Here is a 25053-nt window from a genome sequence, read left to right on the forward strand (position 1 = left end):
CTGAAATGGGTCCATGGACCGGCCGATCGAGCAAACAGGGCCACCATGAGCTTTTGAATGATGATCCGGGGATACCCCGGGCAGATTGGGATTTGAGGAATGAGTAGCGGACTGGCACTGAAATCCGAACCGGCCCCCATCGTCGCTTGCACGGTGTCGAGCATGGTTCATCACTTCGGTCTTTTGATCGAGGATATGGAAACCGAACTGGGCGAGGCCTGGGGTGATCTGGGCTTTGAAGAAGCGCGTGATTTCATCAACGCGCTGGAACCCGGCAACCTTGAATTCATTGCACTTGCCGTGCGTGAAGAGGATGAGGCCGACCTTGGTCGCATCGGTGAAGTTATCCGCGCCGCCCGCTCGAAAGACATCAAGGTTATCCTGATCCCCGAAAACCTTTCGACCGCTGGTCTGCGCGAACTCTTGCGCTTGGGCGCTGATGACTTCGTACCTTACCCGCTGGCCGAAGGCGCCTTGCACGACGCGATCGAAAAGATCCGGTCGGAGCCTGAGCCCGCCCCTGCCCCGCAAGTGCAGGCCGAAGAGCCCGCAACGCCCGCAACCGGTCAGCGCCTCGATACGCAATCCGCGGTTTTCGCCGTGCAAAACCTTGCTGGCGGCACCGGTGCCACAACCCTTGCCGTCAACATGGCGTGGGAGATGGCGAACATTGACAAAAAGAACGCGCCATCGGTCTGTATCGTCGACCTCGACCTGCAGAATGGCTCGGTCGCGACTTATCTCGACCTACCGCGCCGCGAGATCATGCTCGAGATGCTGCAGGACGCCACTTCGATGGATACCGACGGCTTCAAGCAGGCTCTGGTTGGTTACGAAGACAAGATGTCCGTCTTCACCACGCCGTCTGAGATTGTCCCGCTTGATATCGTTGGACCGGAAGAGATCGGCGCCATCCTCGATCTGGCCGCGCAAAGCTTCGACATCGTGATCGTCGACATGCCGCGCACCATGGTCATGTGGACCGAAACGGTCCTGAACCGCGCCGATATGTATTTCGCAACGCTGGAACTTGATCTGCGCTCGGCCCAGAACGCCATGCGCTTCATCAAGGCCTTGCAATCCGAAGATCTGCCGCTCGACAAGGTCCAGTATGTCCTGAACCGCGCGCCAGGCATGACGGATCTGAACGGCAAGACCCGGATGAAGAAGATGGCGGAAAGCCTTGGCGTGTCGTTCTCAAACATGCTGCCCGATGGCGGCAAAGCCGTGACGCAAGCCTGCGATAACGGGGAAACCCTGGCCGAGGCCGCCAAGAAAAATCCGCTCCGTAAGGAAATCACCAAACTCGCAGACGGGCTTTACAAGGCCATGGTCGGCGACGTGAAGGCGAAGGGTAAGTAAATGTTTTCGAAGTATAAAAAGACTGGCACGTCAGCCGCCGTTGCGCCTCTGACAGAAGTGGCGAAGTCGCCCAAAGTCGCAGCGGCTGCCCCCGTCCCTGAGGAAAAGGCGGCCCCGGCCCCCAAAGTGGCGCGCCAGCCCGAAAACGTGACCCCAATCCCGAAGGCAACCACGCCCGAGGGGAAGACAAAGACCGCAAGCGCCGCCTGCGTCTTGATGAGATCAAGACCGAAATGCACCATCGCTTGCTCGACAACCTGAACCTGTCGGCGCTCGAAGGCGCAAAAGACACGGAATTGCGCGCGGAAATCACCGCCATCACCAGTGAACAGCTGGCTGAGATGGGCGTGGTCCTGAACCGCGAAGATCGCCAGACGCTCAACACCGAACTGTTTGACGAAGTCACGGGCCTCGGCCCGCTTGAGCCGCTTTTGCAGGACGAAACGGTCAACGATATTCTCGTCAACGGCCCCAACCGCGTGTTCATTGAACGCGCCGGTAAGCTGGAACTCTCCGATGTGCGCTTTAAGGATGAACGCCACCTGCTGCGCATCATCGACAAGATCGTGTCCGCCGTGGGTCGCCGCGTAGACGAATCCAATCCCTACGTCGACGCCCGCCTGAAAGACGGCTCGCGTTTCAACGCCATGGTCCCACCGGTGGCCGTCGACGGCTCCCTCGTTTCCATTCGTAAATTCAAGAAGGAAAAGCTGGGGATCGACGACCTCGTCAACTTCGGTGCCTTTTCCGAGGAAATGGCCGCCTACCTCCAGGCCGCCGTGGCCTGCCGCCTGAACGTCATCGTCTCGGGCGGTACGGGTTCGGGTAAGACCACCACGCTCAACGCGCTCTCGTCGTTCATCGACAACAAGGAACGCGTGCTGACGATCGAAGATACGGCAGAACTTCAGCTGCAACAGATCCACGTGGGCCGGATGGAAAGCCGCCCGCCCAACGTTGAAGGCAAGGGCGCTGTGACCCAGCGCGATTGTCTGCGGAACGCGCTTCGTATGCGTCCCGACCGCATCATCGTGGGTGAAACGCGTGGCGAGGAAGTCATCGACATGCTTCAGGCCATGAACACCGGCCACGACGGATCCATGACGACGATCCACGCCAACAACGCCCGCGACGCCTGTTCGCGCCTTGAAAACATGGTCGCCATGGCCGGGATCGAGATGCCGCTGAAGGCCGTCCGCGCCCAGATCGCCTCGGCTGTGCACCTGATCGTGCAGGCCTCGCGCCTGCAGGACGGCTCGCGCCGCATGGTGTCGATCACTGAGGTCACCGGCATGGAAGGTGAAGTCATCTCCATGCAGGAAGTCTTCCGCTACCAGCGCACCGGCCTGGAACCCGATGGCAAGATCATCGGCCATTTCACGGCCTGCGGCGTGCGCTCGCACTATTCCGAACGGTTCCGGCAGTGGGGCTATGACCTGCCCAACGCCATCTACGAACCCATCGCAGCTGAATAACGGAGCGCTTAGATCATGCAACTCTCTATCGAACCGCTCATCTATATCGGCATCTTTGTCGGTGTGATCATGCTGGTAAACGGCATCTACTTGCTGGTCTTCGGCAAGTCGATCAGCCTCAATGCCCGCGTGAACCGTCGTCTGACGATGCTGGAATCCGGCACCAGCCGCGAAGACGTTCTGGCCAAGCTCCGCAAGGAACTGGACCAACACAAAGGCAGCGTCAGCCTGCCCTTCTACCAGATGATCGCCGACAAGGCGCAGCGCGGAAACATCGCCTTCTCCCCCAACCAGCTGATGCTGATGATGGTTGTCGGGTCGGTCGTGGCCTTCCTGTTGATGACCATCCTGACAGGCGCATCCGCGCCGTTGCGGGCCATTGCGTCCGTCGGCATGGGCGTGGGCGGTGTCTTTTTCTGGGTCAACAACAAGGCCAAGAAGCGCATCGCGATGTTCGAAGAACAGCTGCCCGATGCGGTGGAATTGATGGTGCGCTCCCTGCGCGTCGGCCACCCCTTTGTGTCAGCCATCAACACCGTCAGCCGTGAGATGTCGGACCCGATCGCGTCCGAGCTTGGCATCATCGCGGACGAGGCCGCCTATGGTCGCGACGTCGCCGAAGCCATCCAGGCCATGGCCGAACGCCTCGGCATTCAGGATTTGCGCTTTCTCGCCGTCGCCGTGGGCATTCAGCAGACCTCGGGTGGTAACCTGGCCGAGATCCTGCAAGGCCTGGCCAACGTGATCCGCGCGCGCTTCAAGCTGTTCCGCAAGGTCAAGGCCATCACGGCTGAGGCGAAATGGTCCGGCAACTTCCTGTCGATCTTCCCGATCCTGGCACTGGTCGGCATCAACGTGATGCAGCCTGACTACTACTCCGAAGTGATGGGCACGCCCGTCTTCATCCCCGCCTGTGCCGCCGTGGCCGTCATGCTGGCCATGAACATGATCATCATGCGCATGCTGGTGAACATCAAAGTGTAACGACAATGGGTGCGCACCCCGCACCCGCGTAAGAAAGAGCAGTCCGATGCAGTTTTTCACAGGTCTCTTCGATAGCGTGAACGAGTTTCTCGTGGCCCAGCTCGGCGAACTCGGGCCCCTGATTGCCGTGGGTGGCCTTGGCGTCCTTCTTGTCGTGGCGGTCCTTCCGTCGCTGATGAAAAAGCAGAAGGATCCGTTCAAGACCCTGCGCGAAGAACGCACAGGGACCGCCACGGGCGGCAAGAAAGATGCCCTGCGTCAGGCCGGTAAGAATGAAAAGCTTGATCGCTTTGCCCAATATCTCGAACCCCAGGACGAGGAGGAGCTTTCAGCAACCCAGTTGCAGATGATCCGCGCGGGCTATCGCTCCAAATCCTCGATCCAGATGTTCAGCTTCGCCAAGCTCGCCCTTGGCATCGGCGGTCTGCTTCTGGGCACGCTCTACGTGCTGATCTCCGGCGGTGGCGGTTCGGCCCAGAACTCGATCCTGATGGTCGTGGTTCCGGGCTTCATCGGCTACTACGCCCCGAAATACTGGATCCAGCGCCGCATTCAGGCCCGCGAGGATGAGATCAACGGAGGCTTCCCCGATGCACTCGACCTGATGCTCGTTTGCGTGGAAGCCGGTCAATCGCTCGACCAGGCCATCGTGAAAGTGGCGCGTGAGATCAAACCCTCCTACCCCGCGCTGGCCGAAGAGTTTGAGATTGTCAGCTACGAGATGAAGGCCGGTAAGGACAAAACCAAGGTCCTGCGCGATATGGGCGAACGGGTCGGCATTCAGGACGTGAACTCGTTCATCACCACGCTGATCCAGTCGTCGACCTTTGGTACGTCAATTGCCGAAGCGCTGCGCGTCTACGCCGACGAAATGCGCGACAAGCGCGTGATGCGGGCCGAGGAAAAGGCCAACAAGCTTCCCACGAAGCTGACGCTGTTCACGATGATGTTCTGTGTGCCACCGCTTCTGATCATCCTGATCGGGCCCTCGGTCTATGGCATCGCCACCGACCTTAACGGCGGCGGCTGATCCTCCACCCGACAGCACCACAAGAAAAGACATGCACCAGGCGCCAGCATAGACTATGTTGGCGCCTGAGCAGTTTTAAGAACCTGAGGCGCCAAAGTGCCCCGCATTTTTTCCTCTTCCTAGCGCCCTTGGCGCTGTCTGCCTGTTTGGGTGAGCCGCGTCTTGATAGCGGTATTCCCGATCTCGAAGGCCTGAACGTCCCCTCCACCGTGGATGGCTATGAAGAAGGCATTGACGGTCTGATCGTCGGCGACCGGCTGATGGCAAACGGCGAATATGAACTTGCGCTGCGCTCCTACTACCGCGCGGCCGCCGAGGACGGCCTCAACATAGATCTGGTCACCGCAATCGGGGCCGCAAACCTCGCGCTGGGGCGTCTTGGGCAGGCGGAAGAGCAATTCCGTCGCGCAATTGCCACACAGCCAGATTTCGTGCCTGCCCTCAACAACTTGGGGGCGACCCTTGTAGAGAGGGGCGAATATGGGGAGGCGCGGCGCATTCTGGAACAAGCCTTTGCGCTGGATAGTGGCAGTTCGGAAACGATTCGCGACAACCTGCGCCTCGCTATCGCGCTACAGGAAAATCAGGTATATTCTGACGAAGAAGAGCATAATCGGCCTGGGCTGATCCGTCGTGGCGGGGGGCGCTATACCCTCACCTCTGGCGGTTGAGTTAACCGGGGCGAACACCAACGAAGGCGTGGCACAAGATCACGCCAAGTAGATGAGGCAGAGCATGACCCGTTTCCTCCGGTTTATCCCGGCGGCACTTGCCGTCGTAGCGCTTGCAGCGTGCAACACCACCGAAGCCGATGTTGATCGCGCGCTCGATCCACTCAACGTGATCGACGAAACGAACATGTCCGACATCATGCTGAACGCCGCCGCCCCGACCGAGGCGGTCAGCTATTTCCAGCGCGCCGTCGAAGAAGATCCCGACCGCATCGACCTGCAGCGCGGCCTGGCCACCAGCCTCGTGCGCGCCGGTCGCGCAGGTGAATCCTTAACCGTTTGGCAAAGGGTCATCGACCATGATGCCGCCATGGATCAGGACCGTGTTGATTTCGCCGATGCGCTCATTCGCAATGGGGATTGGGACGACGCGCAAGCCCAGCTTGACGCGACCCCGCCCACATTCGAGACCTATGAACGCTACCGGCTTGAAGCGATGATCGCCGACAGCGAAGAAGATTGGGACCGCGCCGACAGTTTCTATGAAACCGCCGCCGGCCTCACGACGCGGCCCGCAAATGTGTACAACAACTGGGGTTATTCGCACCTGACCCGGGGCGACTATGCCGGGGCCGAAGATCTGTTCCTTCAGGCCATCTCCTATGACCCCGATCTCTTCACCGCCAAGAACAACCTGGTTTTGGCGCGTGCGGCCCAAGGCAATTACCAGCTTCCGCTCATCAACATGACGCAGATCGAACGCGCGCAACTGCTGCACACCGCAGCGCTCGCCGCGATCCGACGCGGTGACGTGTCCGACGGACGTGGGCTTCTGAATGAGGCGATCGACACGCATCCCCAGCATTTTGAGGCTGCAGTCACCGCACTCCGCGCGCTGGATGCGTGATCGGGGCCTGAATCAGCACAGTTGGACGGAAACGACCCAGTTCTTGCCCCTATTCGGCCCGATTTAATCGGCAAAAAACGGGGAAACCGTTTCCAAATCGGGAAAAGAGCATGACTTTCGACGTAGCCCTCACCGCCAGCCAGGCCTGGATCTTTCTGCCCATCTGTCTGCCGATTGCCCTTTGGGCGATCTACACGGACCTGACAGAGCTAAAGATCAAGAATGTCGCCGTCCTGGCGCTGTTCGCGGGCTTCGTCGTGCTTGGCCTCTTCGCCCTGCCCTTCCCCGACTATGCCTGGCGCTTTGCGCATATGGGTGTGGTCCTGCTGATCGGCTTTATCCTGACATCTCTGGGTGTCATGGGCGCGGGCGACGCGAAATTCGCCGCCGCCATGGCCCCCTTCATTGCGCTCCCGGACGCGATGCTTGTCCTTCTGATCGTCACCATGTCGGCCTTCGCCTTCATGATCGTGCACCAGATCGCCAAACGCATCCCCGCCGTGGTCGCGGCCACGCCCAACTGGGCCTCGTGGGACACCGGGCGCCGCTCGATCCGCAAGCAGGCCTTCCCCTACGGCGTGGGCATCTCAACCGGCCTGATCGTCTACATGATCCTCGGCATCACCGGCACCGCATAAGGACACGTTCCCATGAACATGCAGGTCACAGACAATTCAGCCGCTTTCGCCCCCGGCGCTGCGCAAGCTGACAGATACCGGGCTGACGATCGTGATGATGCGCGACATCGTCCTCAAAACGATCTTCCGCAAAAACGTTGAACAGGTCTCGGAAATCGCCAAGGCCGTCTGCCTCCCGATCCCGCTCACGACTGAGCTGATCGATATGCTGCGCGACCAGAACCTGCTGCAAGCCACAGGTACGCTGCACGCGACCTCGTCAAACGAGATGGGCTTTCAGCTGACGGATGGCGGCAAGGCCCGCGCTCTCGATGCGCTCAGCCAATCCGAATATTACGGCGCGATGCCCGTGCCGCTGGAAGATTACAAGGTGCAAGTGAAGCGCCAGTCGATCCGCGACATCAAGCTGACCCGCGACATGTTGGAGGCCTCGATGGGCCACCTGATCCTGCCCGACGGGCTGATCGACCAGCTTGGGCCCGCCGTGGGCTCCGGCCGCTCGGTGCTGATGTATGGCCCGCCCGGCAACGGTAAATCCTCTATCGCCGAAGGCATCCGCGCCGCGATGGGCGACAACATCTACGTCCCCCATGCGCTGGCCTATGCCGGCCAGGTGATCACCGTGTTCGACCCGATCGTGCACACACCGATCATGAAAAGCGAAACGTCTGAGCAAACCAGCCTGCGCCGCAGCGCCAGCAAGTTCGACACCCGCTACCTTCTGTGCACAAGGCCAACGGTTATGACCGGTGGTGAATTGAATCTGTCGATGCTCGACCTCAATTACAACGCGGTCAGCCGCACCTACCAAGCCTCGCTTCAGCTGAAGTCGACCGGCGGCGTCTTCATCGTTGACGACCTTGGCCGCCAGGAAGAGCCGCCGCAGGCGCTCATCAACCGCTGGATTGTTCCGATGGAGGTCAACTACGACATCCTCGCGCTGCAATCGGGCGAGAAATTCGAAGTACCCTTCGACACGCTGGTGGTCTTCTCGACCAACTTCCACCCGAATGAGATCTTCGACCAAGCGGCCCTGCGTCGTATCTTCTTCAAAGTGAAGATCGACGGGCCGAACCAGGAACAATTCCTGAAAATCTTCGCCATGGTCGCCAAGAAAAAAGGCGTGCCGCTCGATGAGGCCTCCCTCATCCACATGCTGAAGAAGAAGTATCCCACGATCGACAATATCTACGCGAACTACCACCCGGTGTTCCTGTGCGATCAGATCAAGGCGATCTGCGAATTCGAAGGCATCCCCTACCAGATGCGCCCCGAATTCATCGACCGCGCATGGGAAAACCTCTACGTCCGCGAAGAGGAAATCGTGCACTAACCCGCACGCAACAGGTCGCCTCACTCTCCTTGGCCATCATCGGGCGCGCACTCCCACGCGCCCGAGACGTGTGCGCGCCTTACGAGATCTCCCCAAACGCGCGCTTCAACTCCGCGCAAAATGCGCTGTAAGGCCCCGGCCCAAAACTCACGCGCGCCACGCCAAGTGCGGCCACCCCTTGCACTGACGTCAGGGGTGGCATCATCATGACGTTCACCGGCAGGGGAACTTGGTCCACCACCCGCGCGATCAACGAAAGATCGCCCAAACCCGGCACAAAGAAACAGGCCGCCCCCGCCTCGGCATAGGCCGTCGCACGCTCCACGGCTTCCGCGAATAAGCTCTCATGCCGCGCCGGGTCAGACCCCAAAACAGATCGGTCCGCGCATTCACGACCAATTCGATGCCTTCTTCTGCCGCCACATCCCGCATCGCCTCCAGTCGCGCGACTTGGGCTTCCAGCCCATGCAGCCCCTCGCCGCCCACAATCCGATCTTCAAAGTTGATCCCCACCGCCCCGGCGCCGATCACCTGCCGCACATTCTCTGCCACGGCCTCGGGCGCAACGGCATAACCGCCCTCGAAATCCACCGTCACCGGCACGTCGACGCTTGCGCAAATCCGCTCCACGACCCGCAACACAAGATCCATCGGCATCGCTTCGCCGTCGCCATAGCCGTGCGCCGCCGCCACCGACCAGCTCCCGGTTGCCACCGCCGTCGCGCCCGCCTTTTCCACAACTTTGGCGCCGCCGGCATCCCAAATATTATACAGAACCAGTGGGTTTTCCCCATGATGCAGCGCCAAAAGCTGCTTTGCCTTTTCATTTTGCGACATGCATGCCTTCCTTCTCGAAATCCGGCCCATAACCCTGTTCAATCTCCAGCAGCTTCTGTTTCCGCCACAATCCGCCGCCATATCCTGTCAGTTTGCCATCGGCCCCGATCACCCGGTGGCACGGAACAACCAACGCAATCTGGTTCGCTCCATTGGCCCGCGCGACCGCACGCACCGCGTCCGGGCGACCGATCCGCGCGGCGATCTGCGAATTGCTGCGCGTCTCGCCTGCCGGGATCTCGCGCAATGCGTCCCAAACCGCACCGCTGAACGGCGAGCCGTGATAGGCCAACGGGGTTCGAAATACGGCCGACGTCCCCTGAAAGAACGCTGCCAATTCTTCTCGAATTTGCTCCGACACGTCCGTGCGTCCAACCCCCAAGCGCCCTTTGACCTGGCCTTGCAACCGCGCCAATTCGCCCTTCAAAGCCTTGCGTTCGAAAAATTCCAGCAGGTGCAGCTCCGTCGCAGAACTCACTGAGATCATGTCTCCCAGAGGCGTCCGCACCCAATCGGCATGCAAAAGCGGGTTGGAAGACAGCCGCCCGGGCGCCTGCCCCAGCAGTTTCGCGAAAGCCGTTCGAAAGGCACTGGCTGATGTGAACCCGGCCTCCAACTGCCCCTCGATCACCGCGCCGCCGTCCGACAGGGTCACAAATCCCTCGCGCAATCTCCGCTGCCGCGCCATCTCAAGGAAGGTCATCCCGAACTGCCGCTTGAAGCTGCGCCTCACGGTCGAAGGATCGTACCCCATCGCCGCGACATCCCCCTCCCTCCACCGCCGTTGCGGCTCCGCGTCCAACGCTTCCAAAAGCCGCGCAATGATCGGATCTGCCAGCGCAGCTGGTCCCAAGGGATGACACCGCCTGCACGCCCGATACCCGGCCTCAATGCAACCGCCCACCGTCGGGAAGAATTGGCAATTCTCCCGCTTCGGCTTCCGTGCAGGGCAGGTCAAACGGCAGAAGACCCCGGTCGATGACACGCCAACATAGACGCGCCCGTCATAGGTCGCGTCCCGCTCCAAAAGCGCACCGTAAAGCGTCTCTTCATCCGGCAAATCAAACAACATGCGCCGACCCTATCACGGGCACAAACCCGTCGCCGCCGAAGATCGGGCGCCTATTGAAATTCGGGGGAGCCTTTCGGGACGGCGGGTGGGGCGCCTTCGCCCGCCCAGGGCGAACAGCGTCACCCCCGTCCCTCCCACATATCTGCTCAGCTGAACGCATTTTTCAGGATTTTTCCGCTCAACTGAACGCATATGCGTTCACATGAACGGATCTCTAAGATCGTGACGCCGGCATGGACAGGCCCTATCTATACCCCATGACGGCGCCCCTCCCCCGCAGATCGAACGCTGGTTTTCCGCCCGCGGTTGGTCCATCCATCCCCATCAGCGCGAGATGCTCGCGCTGGCCGATCGGCCCTGCCAACTCCTCATCGCCCCGACCGGAGGTGGCAAAACCATGGCCGGGTTTTTGCCGACCTTGGTGGAGCTTGCGGATGGTGAACATGACGGCCTCCATACGCTTTACATCAGTCCTCTCAAGGCCCTAGCGGCCGACATCAAACGCAACCTCACCGCTCCGATTGAGGAAATGGGCCTGCCGATCCGGGTTGAGGACCGCACCGGTGACACACCGTCAAGCCGCAAGAAACGCCAACGCGCCGACCCGCCGCACATCTTGCTGACGACGCCAGAAAGTCTCGCGTTGCTAACGAGTTACGAGGATGCCGAGCGCACTTTCAAAGGCCTGCAACGCGTCATCGTCGATGAAATCCACGCACTGGCGGAGTCCAAACGCGGCGACCAACTCATGCTCGCCCTCTCCCGCCTCTCCGCCCTCCGCCCCGACCTGCGCCGCGTGGGGCTCAGCGCCACCGTTGAAGACCCCGACGCCGTCGCACGGATCCTCGCCAAGAACCCCGACCCTTGTGCGATCCTCAAGGCCGATCCCGGCCCAGATCCCGACATCCAGATGCTCACGACCGAGGCCCCGCCACCCTGGTCCGGCGGCGGCGGGAAGTACGCGATGCAGGCCGTCCTCGATCAGGTAAAGGCCCATAATACAACACTTATCTTCCACAACACGCGCGCCCAGGCCGAGTTGTTCTTTCACCACCTCTGGCTTGCGAACGAAGATCAGATCCCTATCGGCATCCACCACGGCGCACTTGCGCGGGAGCAACGCGACCGGGTTGAGCAGGCCATGGTCAACGGCGAATTGAAGGCCATCGTCTGCACGGGTTCGCTCGATCTGGGCATCGACTGGGGTGACGTGGATCTGGTCATTCAGGTCGGGGCGCCCAAGAACGTCAAACGCCTCGTCCAGCGTATTGGCCGCGCCAATCACCGCTACAACGCGCCCTCCAAGGCGCTGATCGTCCCGGCAAACCGCTTTGAGGTCATCGAATGTGTCGCCGCGCTTCAGGCCGTGCGCGAGCACACCCTCGACGGTGATACAGACCATTCCGGCCCGCTCGATGTCCTCTGCCAACATATCCTCATCCGCGCCTGCGCCGGGCCATTCACCGCGGATGACCTGTACGCCGAGGTCATCACGACCGGCGCCTATGCCGACCTGCCCCGCACCACCTTCGACCGCTGCCTCGATTTCGCGGCCACCGGCGGCTACGCGCTCAGGGCCTACGATCAATGGCAGCGTTTGATCGAATTCGATGGCATCTACCGCCTGCGTGATCCCCGCGCGACGGCACGCATTCGCATGAATATCGGCACCATTGTCGACGCCGACAAGATGGCCGTGCGCCTGCAAAAAACGCGCGGCGGCAAGCCATTAGGGGAAGTTGAGGAGTACTTCGCCTCCATGCTTCGCAAAGGCGATACCTTCCTGATCGGCGGGGAAATCGTCCGTTACGAAGGGATGCGCGAGATGACCGTTGAGGTCACGCGCACCCCCTATCAAAAGCCCAAAATCGCCACGTTCATGGGCACGAAATTTGCGACATCCACACAGCTCAGCGACCGCATCCTTACGATGTTCCGGCAAGACGATTGGCCGGAATTGCCCAATCACACCCGCGACTGGCTGAAGTTGCAGCGCGATGTCTCAAAGCTGCCGGAACGCGACCGCCTGCTTGTCGAAACCTTTCCCCATGACGGTCGGGAACACCTCGTCGCCTATGGCTTTGCAGGCCGCAACGCGCAGCAAACCCTGGGTCTTTTGCTGACCCAGCGGATGGAGGAACAGGGCCTGAACCCAATGGGCTTTGTCTCAACCGACTATGCGACGTTGATCTGGGGCTTGGACCAAGTCACCGAAATCGCACCGCTTTTCAGCCGCGAGAACCTGCTTGCCACCATGGAAAGCTGGCTTGCCGACAATGCAGTCATGAAACGCACCTTCAAGGGCAGCGCGATTATCGCCGGGCTGGTCGACCGCGCCCTGCCTGGTGGCAAACGCAAATCCGGGCGACTGGCGACCTTTTCCACGGACATCCTGTACGACACCCTGCGCAAATACGATCCGGATCACGTGATGCTTGAAATCACCCGAAATGAAGCAATGCGCGGCCTTGTAGATTTTGGGCGGATCGAAGAAATGCTGATGCGGATCGGGGACCGAATTGATCACAAGGCGCTGACCCGCGTGACGCCACTTGCCGCGCCGTTATTTCTGGAACCGGGTCGAATTCCAATTCAGGGTTTGGCGAATGAACGCCTTTTGGGAGAAGAAGCCGAACGCCTTATGGAAATTGCAGGATTGCGATTGGCGTGATCGGCGCGTCCAATTCCTGCCATTAACGGTTTTGGATCAGTATTTTTTTGCGCCCCGAATAAAACTCGGAATTCTCCGCCCGTTGCGGCCTGAACCAACCTTGGTTCGAACTTGTACTTGCGCATCCAACGCGGGCACGAATATGAACGAAGCATGAACGAACGGCCTTTCACCTTCTGCGGCGAAGCCCTGTCCGCCCTGCCAAGCGGCGCATTGTGGTGGCCGAACGAGTCCTCCCTTGTCGTCAGCGACTTGCATCTTGGAAAGGCGGAACGGATGGCCCGGCGCGGCGGGCCAATGCTGCCGCCCTACGAGATCGAGGAAACGTTGGACCGCCTCATCGGGGATTGTGACGCGATGGGTGCGCGACGCGTGATCTGCCTTGGGGACAGCTTTGATGATCTGGAGGCGGCACAGGCGACGGCACGCGCCGTTTCAGACCGGTTGGCCCCCGCAATGGCGGGGCGTGAATGGATCTGGATTGAAGGCAACCATGACCCCGGCCCTGTTGATATTGGTGGCAACCATCTGGCCGAACTGCAAATTGGGTCGCTCACCTTCCGCCATATCGCGGGCCATGCCCCAATGGGCGAGGTCTCAGGCCACTACCATCCTAAGGCTCGCCTCGTCGCACGGGGACGTTCGATTACCCGGCCCTGCTTTCTTGTGGACGACGCACGGCTGATATTGCCGGCCTATGGCACCTACACAGGCGGGCTCTATTGCGATCATCCCGATTTGGCCAAGCTTATGTCGGCACAGGCCATTGCCATTCTGCTTGGGAACCCGCCGGTGCATATCCCGATGCCGCGTGGCCTGCCCCAAGACCCGTAGACCGCAGTTGTCGTGTCACTCTGCGGCAATCTTGATGCCGGCAGCCTCAAGATTCGGGACTTTTGAGGCGCTTACGGGCACCATCCCCCCGCACATAAGCTGCGCCGCGTAGCGCCGCCCTTCCGGGACCAATTGCTCAATCGAGTCGTATGCGACCCAATGGGAGCGATGCACCTGCATACCCGGGGCGCCTTCCAACTCGGTCAACGCATCGGAAAACCGCATGCGCACGCGCGTTTCGCCCTTGTCCGTAAATATGCGCAGCTGGTGATCCGCGGCGGAAACCCGCGTGATCGGTCCTTCAAGGTCAGGGTTAAGATGGCGTTCCAATGGCACGACATTGCGGGCCGGAACCGGATCGTTCGCCGCGTCTGCCGGAAAAACTTCGCTGTCGGACATGTCCGCGACCGGGTCAGCCACCAAAGCCGCTGTACGGTAATAGTGGCGAACAAGGACCGGCATGAAACAGATCGCCCAAATGATGACGAGATGCTCCACAAAGAAAACCCAATGTGCAAGGTTGGGCGTCAACAGCAGGAGGTTTCCCGCCCAGATTACCGGCGCAAGGGCGATGCCAATTGCCAAAGCCGCCAAGATATCGCGCCGCAGGTCAGACCCGGTGGCGCGTCCGATCACGGTCTTTCGTATGAAGTACGCCGGAAACAGACAGCCGCTAATCATTGCACCCCAATAAAGAAAGCGTTCCGTAAGGGAAAATCGCTCATAAGTTGAAAAAGGGCCAACCAATGAAACGACCACGATTGCAATCAGGCCGATCCAAATACGTATCTTCCAATTCTGCCGCGGGTCGATACCACGAGTGCTTTTCTTATTCACACGTCACGCCGTTGAATTCAGATATTTGCCGTTTGAACGAGGATAGAGTGTTGCCGCAATGAGCTTCAAGAATGAAATGAATTACAGATGACTGGAAAATCTCCAAATACAGAAACGTTTCAGCGCGTCGCGCTGAGTTTTGCCCGGCAACGCATGATGAAAACGATTGGCGCCCGGATCGAGCGCGTCGAAGCCGGGGAGGTCGAACTGAGGCTAGATGTCACGCCAGACATCGGCCAGCAACATGGCGCCGTGCATGCCGGGGCCACCTTCGCCCTGGGGGACAGCGCCTCAGGCTATGCCGCGCTGACGCTGATGGAACCCGGCCGGGACGTGATGACCGTCGAGATGAAGATCAACCTGCTGGCCCCCGCCACCGGACCGCGTCTGATCGCAACAGGACGTGTCGCCAAGGCGGGACGGCGTTTGCTGATCACGCAGTGCGATGTCGAGGCAGAGAATGAAGACGGCAACAGAAAGACGGTCGCCATCCTGCAAGGCACGATGATCCCGGTGGATCTTCCGCCTGGCGCCTGAAGGCAGGCTACGCGTCAGGCGGTCAATCCTGTGGGTTCGTCCAGACCATTGGCCCGGCAGCACGCCGTCAACGTGTTCGCCAGAAGGCAGGCAATGGTCATTGGCCCCACACCCCCGGCACCGGCGTCACGGCTGCGGCGACTTCGATAGCTTCGGCATAGTCCACGTCGCCCAGAAGCTTGGTTTTCCCCGGTTTGTCCGGGTGTGGGATGCGGGTGATGCCGACATCGATGACGGTCGCGCCGGGTTTCACCCAATCGCCCTTCACCATTTCGGCCCGGCCCACGGCCGCAACAAGGATATCCGCGCGGCGGCAGACCTCGGCCAAGTCTTTCGTCCGCGAATGCGCGATGGTGACTGTGCAATTCTCTTGCAGCAGAAGCTGGCCCATCGGTTTGCCAAACAGGTTCGACCGACCGATCACCACGGCCTCTTTGCCCGACATATTGCCGACCTGGTCCCGCAAGAGCATCAGGCATCCAAGCGGCGTGCACGACACAAGGCCCTTCTCGCCGCTGGCCAGCAGACCCGCATTCACCACGCTCAATCCGTCGACATCCTTCGACGGATCGATCCGCGCCACAACGCGGCGTTCGTCCAGATGATCGGGCACCGGGAACTGGCAGAGAATTCCGTGCACGCTGTCGTCAGCATTCAGCTTGTCGATCAGCGCAAACAGCGCCTCCTCCGAGACATCCGCAGGCAGTTTGTGTTCGAACGAGGCCATGCCCACTTCGACGGTCTGTTTGTGCTTGGCGGCCACGTAGACCTCACTTGCCGGGTCTTCGCCCACCAAAACCACCGCCAAGCCTGGCGTGATGCCATGCTCGGATTTCAAACGGTCTACATGGTCGGAAATCTGGCCCCGCACAGTGGCGGCAAAGGCCTTTCCGTCGATTTTCTGGGCGGTCATGGATTGTCCTCCAACAGGTTCACGACAATGTCGGTCCGCACCGAATTGGCGATGAAACAGGCATGGTGCGCTTTCTCATGCAGCGCTTTGTGGGTGTTGGCGTCGGGCGCGTTGGCCCATGTGACGCGGATGTTCAGATCGACGCGCGGGATCCACGTCTTGCCGTCCTGGCGAACCAATGCGCCAGTGGCGCGGTCTTCATAGGTTTCGGGCTCAAACCCAGCCTGGCGGGCGAAGTCCAGAAACCAGAGCATGTGGCAGCTTGAGATGGACGCGATATACGCCTCCTCCGGGTCCACAGCGGCAGGGTCGGAATACGGTTCCGGCACCACGGAGGGAGAGGCCGAGGCTGGAACCTCAAGCCCCCCATCAAAACGCCACATGTGCCCGCGTGCGTAGCGGTTGGCGGCGAAGTCGCCGCTCTTCTGCCAGATCACGCGGGCCTCATGCATGGGTTCAGAACAACCCTTCGATCTGGCCGTCGTCGTTGAGGTGGATCGCCTCAGCCGATGGCACGCGCGGCAGGCCGGGCATGGTCATGATCTCACCGCAGACAGCGACGATGAAGCCCGCGCCCGCCGAAAGCCGCACTTCGCGGACCGGAACGGTAAAGCCCGTAGGCGCACCACGCTGGCTTGGATCGGTCGAGAACGAGTACTGTGTCTTCGCCATACAGACCGGCAAGTTGCCGTAGCCCTGATCCTCCCACAGCTTCAGCTGGTCGAGGATCTTTTTGTCCATCACAGCCTCGTCCGCGCGGTAGATCTTCTGGCAGACGGTCTGGATCTTTTCAGCCAATGGCATGCCGTCGGCGTAGAGCGTTTCGAACTTCGCTTCACCCTTTTCGATGACTTCGACGACCTTCTCGGCCAGGGGCGCGGAGCCTTCCGAACCCAACTCCCAGTGACGCGACAGAACCGCTTCCGCGCCCTGCTCCGCCACGTAGTCCTTTACCGCCTGCACTTCCGCGTCCGTGTCGGTGACGAAGTGGTTGATGGCGACAACAACCGGCACGCCGAAGCCTTTCAGGTTCTCGATATGGCGGCCGAGGTTCGGGCAGCCAGCCTTGACGGCATCCACGTTCTCGGCACCTAGATCAGCTTTCGCCACGCCGCCGTTCATTTTCATCGCGCGCACCGTGGCAACGCAGACCACAACAGAGGGCGCCAGGCCCGCCTTACGGCACTTGATGTTCATGAACTTCTCAGCGCCCAGATCGGCGCCGAAGCCAGCCTCTGTCACCACATAATCGGCGAGTTTCAGGGCCGTCGATGTTGCAATGACCGAGTTACAGCCATGGGCAATGTTGGCGAACGGGCCGCCATGCACAAAGGCCGGATTGTTTTCCAGAGTTTGCACCAGGTTCGGCTGCATCGCGTCCTTCAGCAGCACGGTCATCGCACCATCGGCTTTGATGTCGCGCGCGAAAACGGGCGAGCGGTCGCGGCGGTAGGCCACGATCATGGCGCCCAAACGTTCCTGCAGGTCTTTCAGGTCTTTCGCCAGGCACAGGATCGCCATAACCTCGGAGGCCACGGTGATGTCAAAGCCTGCTTCCCGCGGGAAGCCGTTGGCCACGCCGCCAAGCGACGCCGTGATCTGGCGCAGGGCGCGGTCGTTCATGTCCACGACGCGGCGCCATTGCACGCGGCGCACGTCGATCTCAAGCTCATTGCCCCAGTAGATGTGGTTGTCGATCATCGCCGACAAAAGGCTGTGGGCCGAGGTGATCGCATGGAAGTCACCCGTAAAGTGGAGGTTCATTTCCTCCATCGGGACAACCTGCGCGTTGCCGCCGCCAGCCGCGCCGCCCTTCATTCCGAAGTTCGGCCCGAGCGAGGCTTCGCGAATACAGATCATTGCGTTCTTGCCGATGCGGTTCAGGCCATCGCCCAGACCCACGGTTGTTGTCGTCTTGCCTTCGCCTGCGGGCGTCGGGTTGATCGCCGTCACGAGGATGAGCTTGCCGTTTTCGCGATCCTGGACCGAGTTGATGAACGACTGGCTCACCTTCGCCTTGTCATGGCCGTAGGGCAGCAGATCATCCGACCCAATCCCGATCTTCGCACCGATCTCCTGGATCGGCTTTTTCTGCGCCTCGCGGGCGATTTCAATGTCAGATTTAAAGCCCATGGCGCGCGTCTCCCTCGCGAAAATCTTGCTCTCAACTCGCCTATAACGGGCAGGCCATGGGCGGATAGGGCCAATTCCGACATTTTCACAGAGCATCCCGTCATGGGGCGCTGCGAACGTTTCCGAAAGGAAAAACGCGCCCTACAGGGGAACCAAGCCCGGATTTGCACCGTTTCTTAACGAGATCCAGCGTTTACGTTGGGAATGTCTGCTATTTAGGGGAAATACGATGCAACTTCGCGCTATCAGCCTGATTATCTACACCGGCCTCGCCATGGGCATGTCGGCGGGCGTCGCCCTGCTAACCATCGCCGTGTGACCAACAAAGGCAGCCGCATTCCGTCGGATATGTGTTAGCGTACCTCCACCAACACGGAGGACATCGGATGCAAGACCCAAAGGAATTCATGGCCAAGGCCCAAGCCCAGATGGACAGCTGGACGGCTGAGATGGGCAAAGTGCAAGCCAAGATGATGGAGGCCGGCGCCAAGGGTCAGGCCGAAATGGCCAAGCAGATGGACTCGCTCAACGAACAGCGCAAGCACGCGGAAGCGCAGATGGAAGAGCTTGGCAAAGCCAACATGGAGGCCGCCAAAGAGATGCAGGCCAGCGTCCAGAAAATGTGGACGGACATGGAAGCCCAGATGAAAGAGATGCAGAAAAAGATGATGGGCTGACCCACATCACCGCCGCACATCAAAAAGCCCCGACCAATAGGCCGGGGCTTTTTTTGATGATGCTCCAGGCACCGAGCTTACGCCGTCGGTTCCGGCTCCATGTCACCCGAAGGCTTGGCCTTGGGTGGCAATTTCGGGATAGCCGTGACCGATGGAGTCCCACCGGAACTGGGCGCCTCATCATCGTCGTCGCCACGATTGAGAGGCTCGCCCGCGATCACCTTGGTGATCTCTTTGCCAGTCAGCGTCTCGTATTCCAGCAGGCCTTGCGCCAAGCGTTCCAGATCATCCGCCTTTTCAGTCAGGATGCGTTTGGCGGTATCGTAGCCTTCGTCGACCAACTCTTTGACCTTGTCGTCGATGATCTTCTGGGTCGCGGCAGAGTGGTTGGTGCCGCCGCTATATTGGCCCAGATAAGACTGCTGTTCGTTGGCGTAGTCGATGTACCCAAGCTCCTCCGCATAGCCAAACTGCGTGACCATCGCGCGCGCGATCTTTGACACCTGTTGGATGTCCGAGGCCGCGCCAGAGGTGATGTTCTCTTTACCGAAGATCAGTTCCTCCGCCACACGACCGCCCATCGCCATGGCGATTTTGGACGTGTATTTGCGGTAGGACACACTCAATTGGTCCCGCTCCGGCAAGGACAGGACCAGACCCAGCGCCCGACCACGCGGGATGATCGTCGCCTTATGGATCGGATCGTGATCCGGCACGTTCAGGCCAACGATGGCGTGACCGGCCTCATGATACGCGGTCAGCTTTTTCTCATCCTCGGTCATGACCATGGAGCGGCGCTCTGCCCCCATCATCACCTTGTCCTTGGCGTTCTCGAAATCTTCCATCGTGACGAACCGCCGGTTCACGCGGGCGGCCATCAGTGCCGCCTCGTTCACCAGGTTTGCGAGATCCGCACCCGAGAAGCCGGGCGTGCCGCGTGCGATGATGCGCAGGTCGACATCGGGGCCAAGCGGCACCTTGCGGGCATGGACACCCAGAATGCGTTCGCGGCCTTTGATATCAGGGTTCGGCACCTGCACCTGACGGTCGAAACGGCCAGGACGCAGCAGCGCAGGGTCCAGAACGTCGGGGCGGTTGGTCGCGGCGATGATGATGATGCCTTCATTGGCCTCAAAACCATCCATCTCAACGAGCAACTGGTTCAGCGTCTGCTCACGCTCATCATTGCCGCCGCCGTAACCCACGCCACGGGACCGGCCCACGGCATCGATCTCGTCGATGAACACGATGCAGGGCGCGTTCTTTTTCGCCTGCTCGAACATATCGCGCACACGGGATGCACCCACACCCACAAACATCTCAACGAAGTCGGAGCCTGAGATGGTGAAGAACGGCACGCCCGCCTCGCCCGCAATCGCACGCGCCAGAAGGGTTTTACCGGTCCCCGGAGGACCCACCAGAAGCGCACCTTTGGGGATCTTGCCGCCGAGGCGAGAGAATTTCTGCGGATTGCGCAGGAATTCCACAATCTCTTCCAACTCATCCTTGGCCTCGTCGATGCCTGCCACGTCATCAAACGTCACGCGGCCATGCTTTTCGGTCAGCAGCTTCGCCTTGGATTTGCCAAAGCCCATTGCGCCGCCACGGCCACCGCCCTGCATCCGGTTCATGAAGAAAATCCAGATGCCGATCAGGACCAACACCGGCAACCACAGCGACAGCACGCTCAGGAAGCCCGAGGTCTGCTGCGGCTGCGCTTCGATGCGCACGTCATTGTCCAGAAGCGTTTGCGTGGTTTCCGCGTCACTTGGCGCGATGGTGGAATAGGTGCCGTCACCGGTGGTGAATTGCACGTTCTCTCCATCCAGTGTGGCTGTCAAAACGCCACCATTTTCAACCTGTTGCACGAAATCGGAATAGGCCACGGTGCGGCTGTTCACCTGGCTCTGACCGCCTGAGAACAGGTTAAAGAGCGCCAGAATCAACAGGAACAGGATGACCCAGAATGCGATATTTCTCGCGTTACCCAAGGAGATCTCCTCGAAACGAGTAAAGGCGGGCCAGTGCCCGCGTTAGCTCTAAGATAAGGTTTGAGGGGGCAAGTTCAACGCGATTCAATGAATGTGATGAATTGTCCCGCCGGCGGCGAAAAACGGACCTGAAATTCAGGGGACGTATGAGCGGGGTGCCACGCGATAAGCCGGTCCCCCGCAAAGACAGCCGGAAGCGTGATCGCGGCGTCATGTGGCGGCAGATCGTCCGGCTTTTCGACAGCCTGTTTCCAGCCATCCGGCCCAAGCGCGCGAAGCGTCAGGCCCTCGGGCTTGGACGAACATACGTGCCATCGCGTGTCCCATGTGACTTCAGTCTCTTCGATGGGCGTCGCCACCCCATCAACCGCAGCATATTCACGGCTGATGCGGATTTTGGACGATGTCACCATCACGCGCGCGCCGTGAAGCGTGCTGCCACCCCCCGCCAAAGCCCGATCCAGCAAGGCCTCCAACGCAGCGGCACGCGGCCGGTACGGAGCAGAACTGACCCACTGCAACGCGGCAGCCAGAATGCGCAACTGCGTGTCGACCTCAACCACTGCAAATCGATCCCGGTCAATCAACAGATCGCCCGTAGGCATGTACTGGCACTGTTCCTGCGTCACACAATTCCGCGCCACATCCGCCGCACGCCGCGATAACGCGACCGAGGCGCGCTGCATCCGTTCAGCTGTTGCCGTGAACGTCCCGGCCTCAATTCCAAGGTCAGTGAGAGCCCGCCGCGCCTTCACGCGGTCAAAGCGCGGGTCATCGTTGGAAGGATCGTCGACATAAGGCACTTTCAGCGTCGCGATATGGTGGCGCAGATCTGCGCGGGCCTCATGCAAGAGCGGGCGCACAACCCGGAATGGCCCGTGCGCGCCCCGCACACGGCGCACGTCTTGCATCGCCGAGAGCCCCTCCACCCCCGACCCGCGGGCGAGTCGCATCAGGAACGTTTCGGCCACATCGTCTTGCGTGTGGGCCATCAACACATGCCCGATCTTGCCGCGCCACGCGTCGATCAGGTCCAGCCGCGCCCGGCGGGCGGCGTCCTGCAAATTGCCCTGCCCGTCCCATTCCCAACGCAGCGTTTCATGGGGATGGCCAAGCAGCGCGCATTCTTTGGCGACCATCTCGGCCTCATCCGCGCCTTCCGCGCGCAACCCGTGATCAACGGTCACAACCCGCAGCTTCACACCGAAGACACGCGCCCAGTCATGGGCCAGCGCCAGCATCGCCATGCTGTCGCCCCCACCTGAGACGGCGAGTGCAATGTCGGAGGGGAAATCAGGCCCGAGCAGCTGACCCATTCGGGCCGCAAACCGCTCGGGCAGGGTTTCGCTCACTGGCAGCCCAGACGCCCGCGTTCGGCCTGTGCTTCGGCGACGGAGGCCGAACCGGGATAGCGCACAGCCACCTCAGCGAGCGTCAGGCAAGCTTCTTCGGTCTGGCCGATCTGCGCCAAAGCCACGCCAAGCGAGGTCAACGCAACCGGCGCGCGTTGGCCATCGGGCGAAGCCGAAAACTATCGAGGAATGCCCGCGCCGCCGGGCTCCACCGGCCCTGGTTCGCCTCTGCCTCACCACGCAGGTAATGCGCATCCGCCGACAGGGGGCTACCCGGATAGTTGCTGGTGAACGCCTCGAACATGATCGCTGCATCCGCATATTCGCCGCCATCAAAGGCGGTGCGCGCGCGGTTGAAATCGTCTTCCTCCGCCACGGCGAGATTGGCACCGCCGGTATCCGGCAGGGTCGAGGATTCGATACCTGCCCCACCTGCAGAGGAGGCAGGCGCGGCACCGCCCGAGGCGGGTGTCACTCCGCCAAGCGACGGCGTGTCCCCCAAAGTGGCGATGTCACAATCGTCTTCGAGTTCACACAAACGAAACTCCAGATCACCGATCCGGTTCGTCCCGTCGCGCACCACACCGTCTAGATCAATCTGGATGCGTTCGGTCAGGGCGGTCAGCCGCTGCACCTCGGCCTCGATGGCGTTGACGCGGTCAATTGTACCGCCGGTGGCACCGGTTCCACTCGCACCGCCCGTGGTGTTCAATTCACCCCTAAGGCGTTGAATTTCGACGAACAAAACCGAAAGCTCTTGCCGGATATCGGCAAGGGTCTGCGCGCGGTCCTGCGCAAGCGCGGGACCGGCCACCAGAAGCGCACAAAGGGCAACGACCAGCCGCATCTTACGCTCCAAGACCTGCCGAGATCACCGTGACGGCACGGCGGTTCTGGCTGTAGCAGGCCTCGGTCGAGCAGATCTCGATCGGGCGTTCCTTGCCGTAGGAGATCGTGCGCAACCGGCTACCCGGCACGCCTTGGCTGATCAGGTATTCCTGCACCGCCGCCGCGCGGCGTGCGCCCAGGGCGAGGTTGTATTCACGAGTGCCCTGTTCATCGGCATGGCCTTCGATCAGCGCGGTGAATTCAGGGTTCGACAGCATCCACTGTGCCTGACCGGCCAAGATGGTCTGTGCTTCCGCCGAAAGGGTGGATTGGTCGACGGCAAACAGCACACGGTCGCCCACAACCTGGTTGAAATAGGCGGGGCTCGACGGGTCATTCACGCCGCCTGCACCTGCGCCTGCGCCAAGCGCGCCATCTGCGCCGGCACCGGCTTCGTCGTCACCGCGGAACCCGCCTTGCGAACAGGCCGCCAGCGCCAATGTGCTTACCAGAAGGACCACCGGGGCCTTGCGAAAGATGTTTGTCAGTTTCATTGCTCTGATCCTCGGATCTTGTTTTTTAAACTCATACCATGCGCGGCATGCCCGCGCCAATCACGCTTAACTCTGAAGCGGGCCCCATGCGGGATCCGACGCCATGCCGGGGGTTGCGACCCGCTGCAGGTTCCGGCCCGAGATATCGACCGAATAGACTGCAGGCGCGCCATCGTCGCCCGGCGTTTCGCGGGTGAACATGAGGACGCGGCCATTGGGTGCCCATGTCGGCCCTTCATCGAGGAACGAGGACGTGAGCAGCCGCTCTTCCGAGCCGTCGGTGCGCATGACACCGATGTGGAAGCGGCCATCCGCCTGATAGGTGAACGCGATATAGTCTCCACGCGGCGACCAGACTGGCGTGCCATAGCGCCCCGCTCCGGTCGAAATTCGCCGCCCTTCGCCACCGCCCGCAGGCATGACGTATATCTGCTGCTGACCGGTTCGGTCGCTTTCAAATACGATCTGGCTGCCATCGGGGCCAAAGGATGGCCCCGTCTCGATCGAGGGTGATTGCGTCAGCTGTGTGCGTGAGCCGCCGCCAAGTGCGAGGCCGTAAATGTCGGTGTTCCCACCTTGCTCCAGGCTGAAGACCACGTTCTGACCACTGGGTGCAAAGCGGGGTGAGAAGGTCATGTTGCCGCCGGGAATAGCCTCCAACGGGCGGCGCTGCACGCTCGCCACATCCATCAGATAGACCTGCGGGAACCCGCTCTCATAGCTGGTGTAGAGGATCTGATCGCCCGAAGGGGAGAAACGCGGGGCCAGAACCAGCGCGCGGCTGTCCGTCAGGTACTGCACATTCGCGCCGTCATAATCCATGATCGCCAGCCGCTTGAGGCGGGCATTCTTGGGTCCCTCCTCATGGATGAAGGCCACCCGTGTGTCGAAATAGCCCGACTCGCCAGTGATCCGGCTGTAGACCTGGTCAGCCACGTTATGGGCCATGCGCCGCCAACTGTTTGCGGGGCCGACAAATTGCAGGCCCTCGCCCAGAGGCGCGTTGCTGAACACGTCAAACAGGCGGAAGCGAACGACGATATTGCCATCACCGCGCGCCTCAACTTCGCCAGTGATCAGGGCTTGTGCGTTGATCGCCTGCCAATCGGGATAGCTGACCGGGGCGTTGAAGCTTGTCACCTGAGAGATATACGCATCCGGCGGGATTTGCCGGAACAGGCCTGTGCCGCGCAAATCGGCGGCTATCACGCGGCTGATATCCGCAGCCGCATCGCCGGACCCGATGAACGTGGGCAAGGCGAACGGCAAAGGTTCGATCACCCCTTCGGTGATTTCCAACCGCAAGGGGCCGTTCTGGGCAAGGCCCACATTCGGCAAAGCCGTGGAAGCCAGAAGAAGGCTGGAAGACCCGATGAAATTCCGGCGTGTCAGCATAACGCCACCTCTTTCTTGAATG

The 25053-nt window shown here is 60.8% G+C and carries 23 protein-coding genes and 2 pseudogenes; 12 read left to right on the plus strand and 13 right to left on the minus strand.

Features of this window, described 5'->3' with window-relative positions:
• The first annotated feature begins 99 nt into the window (after positions 1 to 99).
• From ACZ1HK_RS08910 to ACZ1HK_RS08945, 8 genes and pseudogenes are all read left to right on the plus strand, one after another.
• On the plus strand, positions 100 to 1362 hold the full coding sequence (locus tag ACZ1HK_RS08910; RefSeq protein ID WP_472628415.1) for an AAA family ATPase: 1263 nt from the start codon (positions 100 to 102) through the stop codon (positions 1360 to 1362).
• Positions 1363 to 2837 (plus strand): annotated as a pseudogene (locus tag ACZ1HK_RS08915) (CpaF family protein).
• Between the two features lie 15 nt (positions 2838 to 2852).
• Positions 2853 to 3821, plus strand: coding sequence for a type II secretion system F family protein (locus ACZ1HK_RS08920; RefSeq protein ID WP_472628416.1), 969 nt, complete (start codon positions 2853 to 2855; stop codon positions 3819 to 3821).
• Positions 3822 to 3867: 46 nt separating this feature from the next.
• A complete protein-coding gene (locus ACZ1HK_RS08925) occupies positions 3868 to 4851 on the plus strand; it encodes a type II secretion system F family protein (protein ID WP_472628417.1) in 984 nt (327 codons plus the stop codon).
• Positions 4852 to 4979: 128 nt separating this feature from the next.
• Positions 4980 to 5522 carry a tetratricopeptide repeat protein gene (locus tag ACZ1HK_RS08930; RefSeq protein ID WP_472628418.1) on the plus strand — a complete coding sequence of 181 codons (543 nt, stop codon included), beginning with the start codon at positions 4980 to 4982 and terminating at the stop codon, positions 5520 to 5522.
• 64 nt (positions 5523 to 5586) lie between these two features.
• Positions 5587 to 6429 carry a tetratricopeptide repeat protein gene (locus ACZ1HK_RS08935; RefSeq protein WP_472628419.1) on the plus strand — a complete coding sequence of 281 codons (843 nt, stop codon included), beginning with the start codon at positions 5587 to 5589 and terminating at the stop codon, positions 6427 to 6429.
• A gap of 110 nt (positions 6430 to 6539) precedes the next feature.
• A complete protein-coding gene (locus ACZ1HK_RS08940; RefSeq protein WP_472628420.1) occupies positions 6540 to 7067 on the plus strand; it encodes an A24 family peptidase in 528 nt (175 codons plus the stop codon).
• 94 nt (positions 7068 to 7161) lie between these two features.
• Entirely contained in the window at positions 7162 to 8400 is a 1239-nt protein-coding gene (locus ACZ1HK_RS08945; RefSeq protein ID WP_472628421.1) for an ATPase, read from the plus strand.
• A gap of 79 nt (positions 8401 to 8479) precedes the next feature.
• Here the strand turns inward: ACZ1HK_RS08945 and ACZ1HK_RS08950 are convergent, their stop codons facing one another.
• The 3 genes from ACZ1HK_RS08950 to ACZ1HK_RS08960 are packed head-to-tail and all read right to left on the minus strand — an operon-like array spanning position 8480 to position 10309.
• Positions 8480 to 8725 (minus strand): isocitrate lyase/phosphoenolpyruvate mutase family protein, encoded by a 246-nt coding sequence (locus ACZ1HK_RS08950; protein ID WP_472628422.1) that lies wholly within the window; start codon positions 8723 to 8725, stop codon positions 8480 to 8482.
• On the minus strand, positions 8650 to 9237 hold the full coding sequence (locus tag ACZ1HK_RS08955; RefSeq protein ID WP_472628423.1) for an isocitrate lyase/PEP mutase family protein: 588 nt from the start codon (positions 9235 to 9237) through the stop codon (positions 8650 to 8652). The genes ACZ1HK_RS08950 and ACZ1HK_RS08955 overlap by 76 nt, the downstream gene beginning before the upstream one ends.
• Entirely contained in the window at positions 9224 to 10309 is a 1086-nt protein-coding gene (locus ACZ1HK_RS08960) for a bifunctional transcriptional activator/DNA repair enzyme AdaA (protein WP_472628424.1), read from the minus strand. The genes ACZ1HK_RS08955 and ACZ1HK_RS08960 overlap by 14 nt, the downstream gene beginning before the upstream one ends.
• 250 nt (positions 10310 to 10559) lie before the next feature.
• On the opposite strand from ACZ1HK_RS08960, the gene ACZ1HK_RS08965 reads away from it, so the two are divergent.
• Entirely contained in the window at positions 10560 to 12980 is a 2421-nt protein-coding gene (locus tag ACZ1HK_RS08965; RefSeq protein ID WP_472630809.1) for a ligase-associated DNA damage response DEXH box helicase, read from the plus strand.
• A 153-nt stretch (positions 12981 to 13133) separates the two neighbouring features.
• Positions 13134 to 13814, plus strand: coding sequence for a ligase-associated DNA damage response endonuclease PdeM (gene pdeM / locus ACZ1HK_RS08970; protein WP_472628425.1), 681 nt, complete (start codon positions 13134 to 13136; stop codon positions 13812 to 13814).
• Between the two features lie 15 nt (positions 13815 to 13829).
• Here pdeM and ACZ1HK_RS08975 read toward each other — a convergent pair whose 3' ends face one another.
• On the minus strand, positions 13830 to 14450 hold the full coding sequence (locus ACZ1HK_RS08975; RefSeq protein WP_472628426.1) for a LytTR family DNA-binding domain-containing protein: 621 nt from the start codon (positions 14448 to 14450) through the stop codon (positions 13830 to 13832).
• Positions 14451 to 14738: 288 nt separating this feature from the next.
• On the opposite strand from ACZ1HK_RS08975, the gene ACZ1HK_RS08980 reads away from it, so the two are divergent.
• Positions 14739 to 15188 (plus strand): PaaI family thioesterase, encoded by a 450-nt coding sequence (locus ACZ1HK_RS08980; protein ID WP_472628427.1) that lies wholly within the window; start codon positions 14739 to 14741, stop codon positions 15186 to 15188.
• A 14-nt stretch (positions 15189 to 15202) separates the two neighbouring features.
• On the opposite strand, the pseudogene folD reads toward ACZ1HK_RS08980, so the two are convergent.
• The 3 genes and pseudogenes from folD to ACZ1HK_RS08995 all read right to left on the minus strand — a co-directional run bounded on the left by folD (position 15203) and on the right by ACZ1HK_RS08995 (position 18234).
• Positions 15203 to 16101: pseudogene (folD, locus tag ACZ1HK_RS08985) on the minus strand (bifunctional methylenetetrahydrofolate dehydrogenase/methenyltetrahydrofolate cyclohydrolase FolD).
• The gene (locus tag ACZ1HK_RS08990; protein WP_472628428.1) at positions 16098 to 16553 is read right to left on the minus strand and encodes an OsmC family protein; all 456 of its coding nucleotides are present in this window, start codon (positions 16551 to 16553) and stop codon (positions 16098 to 16100) included. Before ACZ1HK_RS08990 ends, folD begins: the two are co-directional and overlap by 4 nt.
• 4 nt (positions 16554 to 16557) lie before the next feature.
• The gene (locus ACZ1HK_RS08995) at positions 16558 to 18234 is read right to left on the minus strand and encodes a formate--tetrahydrofolate ligase (RefSeq protein WP_472628429.1); all 1677 of its coding nucleotides are present in this window, start codon (positions 18232 to 18234) and stop codon (positions 16558 to 16560) included.
• A 386-nt stretch (positions 18235 to 18620) separates the two neighbouring features.
• Here ACZ1HK_RS08995 and ACZ1HK_RS09000 point away from each other — a divergent pair, with 386 nt between their 5' ends.
• On the plus strand, positions 18621 to 18911 hold the full coding sequence (locus ACZ1HK_RS09000; RefSeq protein WP_472628430.1) for a sll1863 family stress response protein: 291 nt from the start codon (positions 18621 to 18623) through the stop codon (positions 18909 to 18911).
• A 77-nt stretch (positions 18912 to 18988) separates the two neighbouring features.
• Here the strand turns inward: ACZ1HK_RS09000 and ftsH are convergent, their stop codons facing one another.
• From ftsH to tolB, 6 genes are all read right to left on the minus strand, one after another.
• On the minus strand, positions 18989 to 20902 hold the full coding sequence (ftsH, locus tag ACZ1HK_RS09005; RefSeq protein WP_472628431.1) for an ATP-dependent zinc metalloprotease FtsH: 1914 nt from the start codon (positions 20900 to 20902) through the stop codon (positions 18989 to 18991).
• Positions 20903 to 20976: 74 nt separating this feature from the next.
• On the minus strand, positions 20977 to 22254 hold the full coding sequence (gene tilS, locus ACZ1HK_RS09010) for a tRNA lysidine(34) synthetase TilS (protein ID WP_472628432.1): 1278 nt from the start codon (positions 22252 to 22254) through the stop codon (positions 20977 to 20979).
• The gene (locus ACZ1HK_RS09015) at positions 22251 to 22394 is read right to left on the minus strand and encodes a hypothetical protein (RefSeq protein WP_472628433.1); all 144 of its coding nucleotides are present in this window, start codon (positions 22392 to 22394) and stop codon (positions 22251 to 22253) included. Before ACZ1HK_RS09015 ends, tilS begins: the two co-directional genes overlap by 4 nt.
• Positions 22391 to 23101, minus strand: coding sequence for a tetratricopeptide repeat protein (locus tag ACZ1HK_RS09020; protein ID WP_472628434.1), 711 nt, complete (start codon positions 23099 to 23101; stop codon positions 22391 to 22393). Before ACZ1HK_RS09020 ends, ACZ1HK_RS09015 begins: the two co-directional genes overlap by 4 nt.
• Before the next feature lies 1 nt (position 23102).
• Positions 23103 to 23636, minus strand: coding sequence for a peptidoglycan-associated lipoprotein Pal (gene pal, locus ACZ1HK_RS09025; protein WP_472628435.1), 534 nt, complete (start codon positions 23634 to 23636; stop codon positions 23103 to 23105).
• Positions 23637 to 23702: 66 nt separating this feature from the next.
• Positions 23703 to 25031: a Tol-Pal system beta propeller repeat protein TolB gene (tolB, locus tag ACZ1HK_RS09030; protein ID WP_472628436.1), complete on the minus strand. Its 1329-nt coding sequence runs from the start codon at positions 25029 to 25031 to the stop codon at positions 23703 to 23705.
• Positions 25032 to 25053 lie beyond the last annotated feature (22 nt).

It is taken from the genome of Gymnodinialimonas sp. JB5-7 (genome assembly GCF_055693405.1).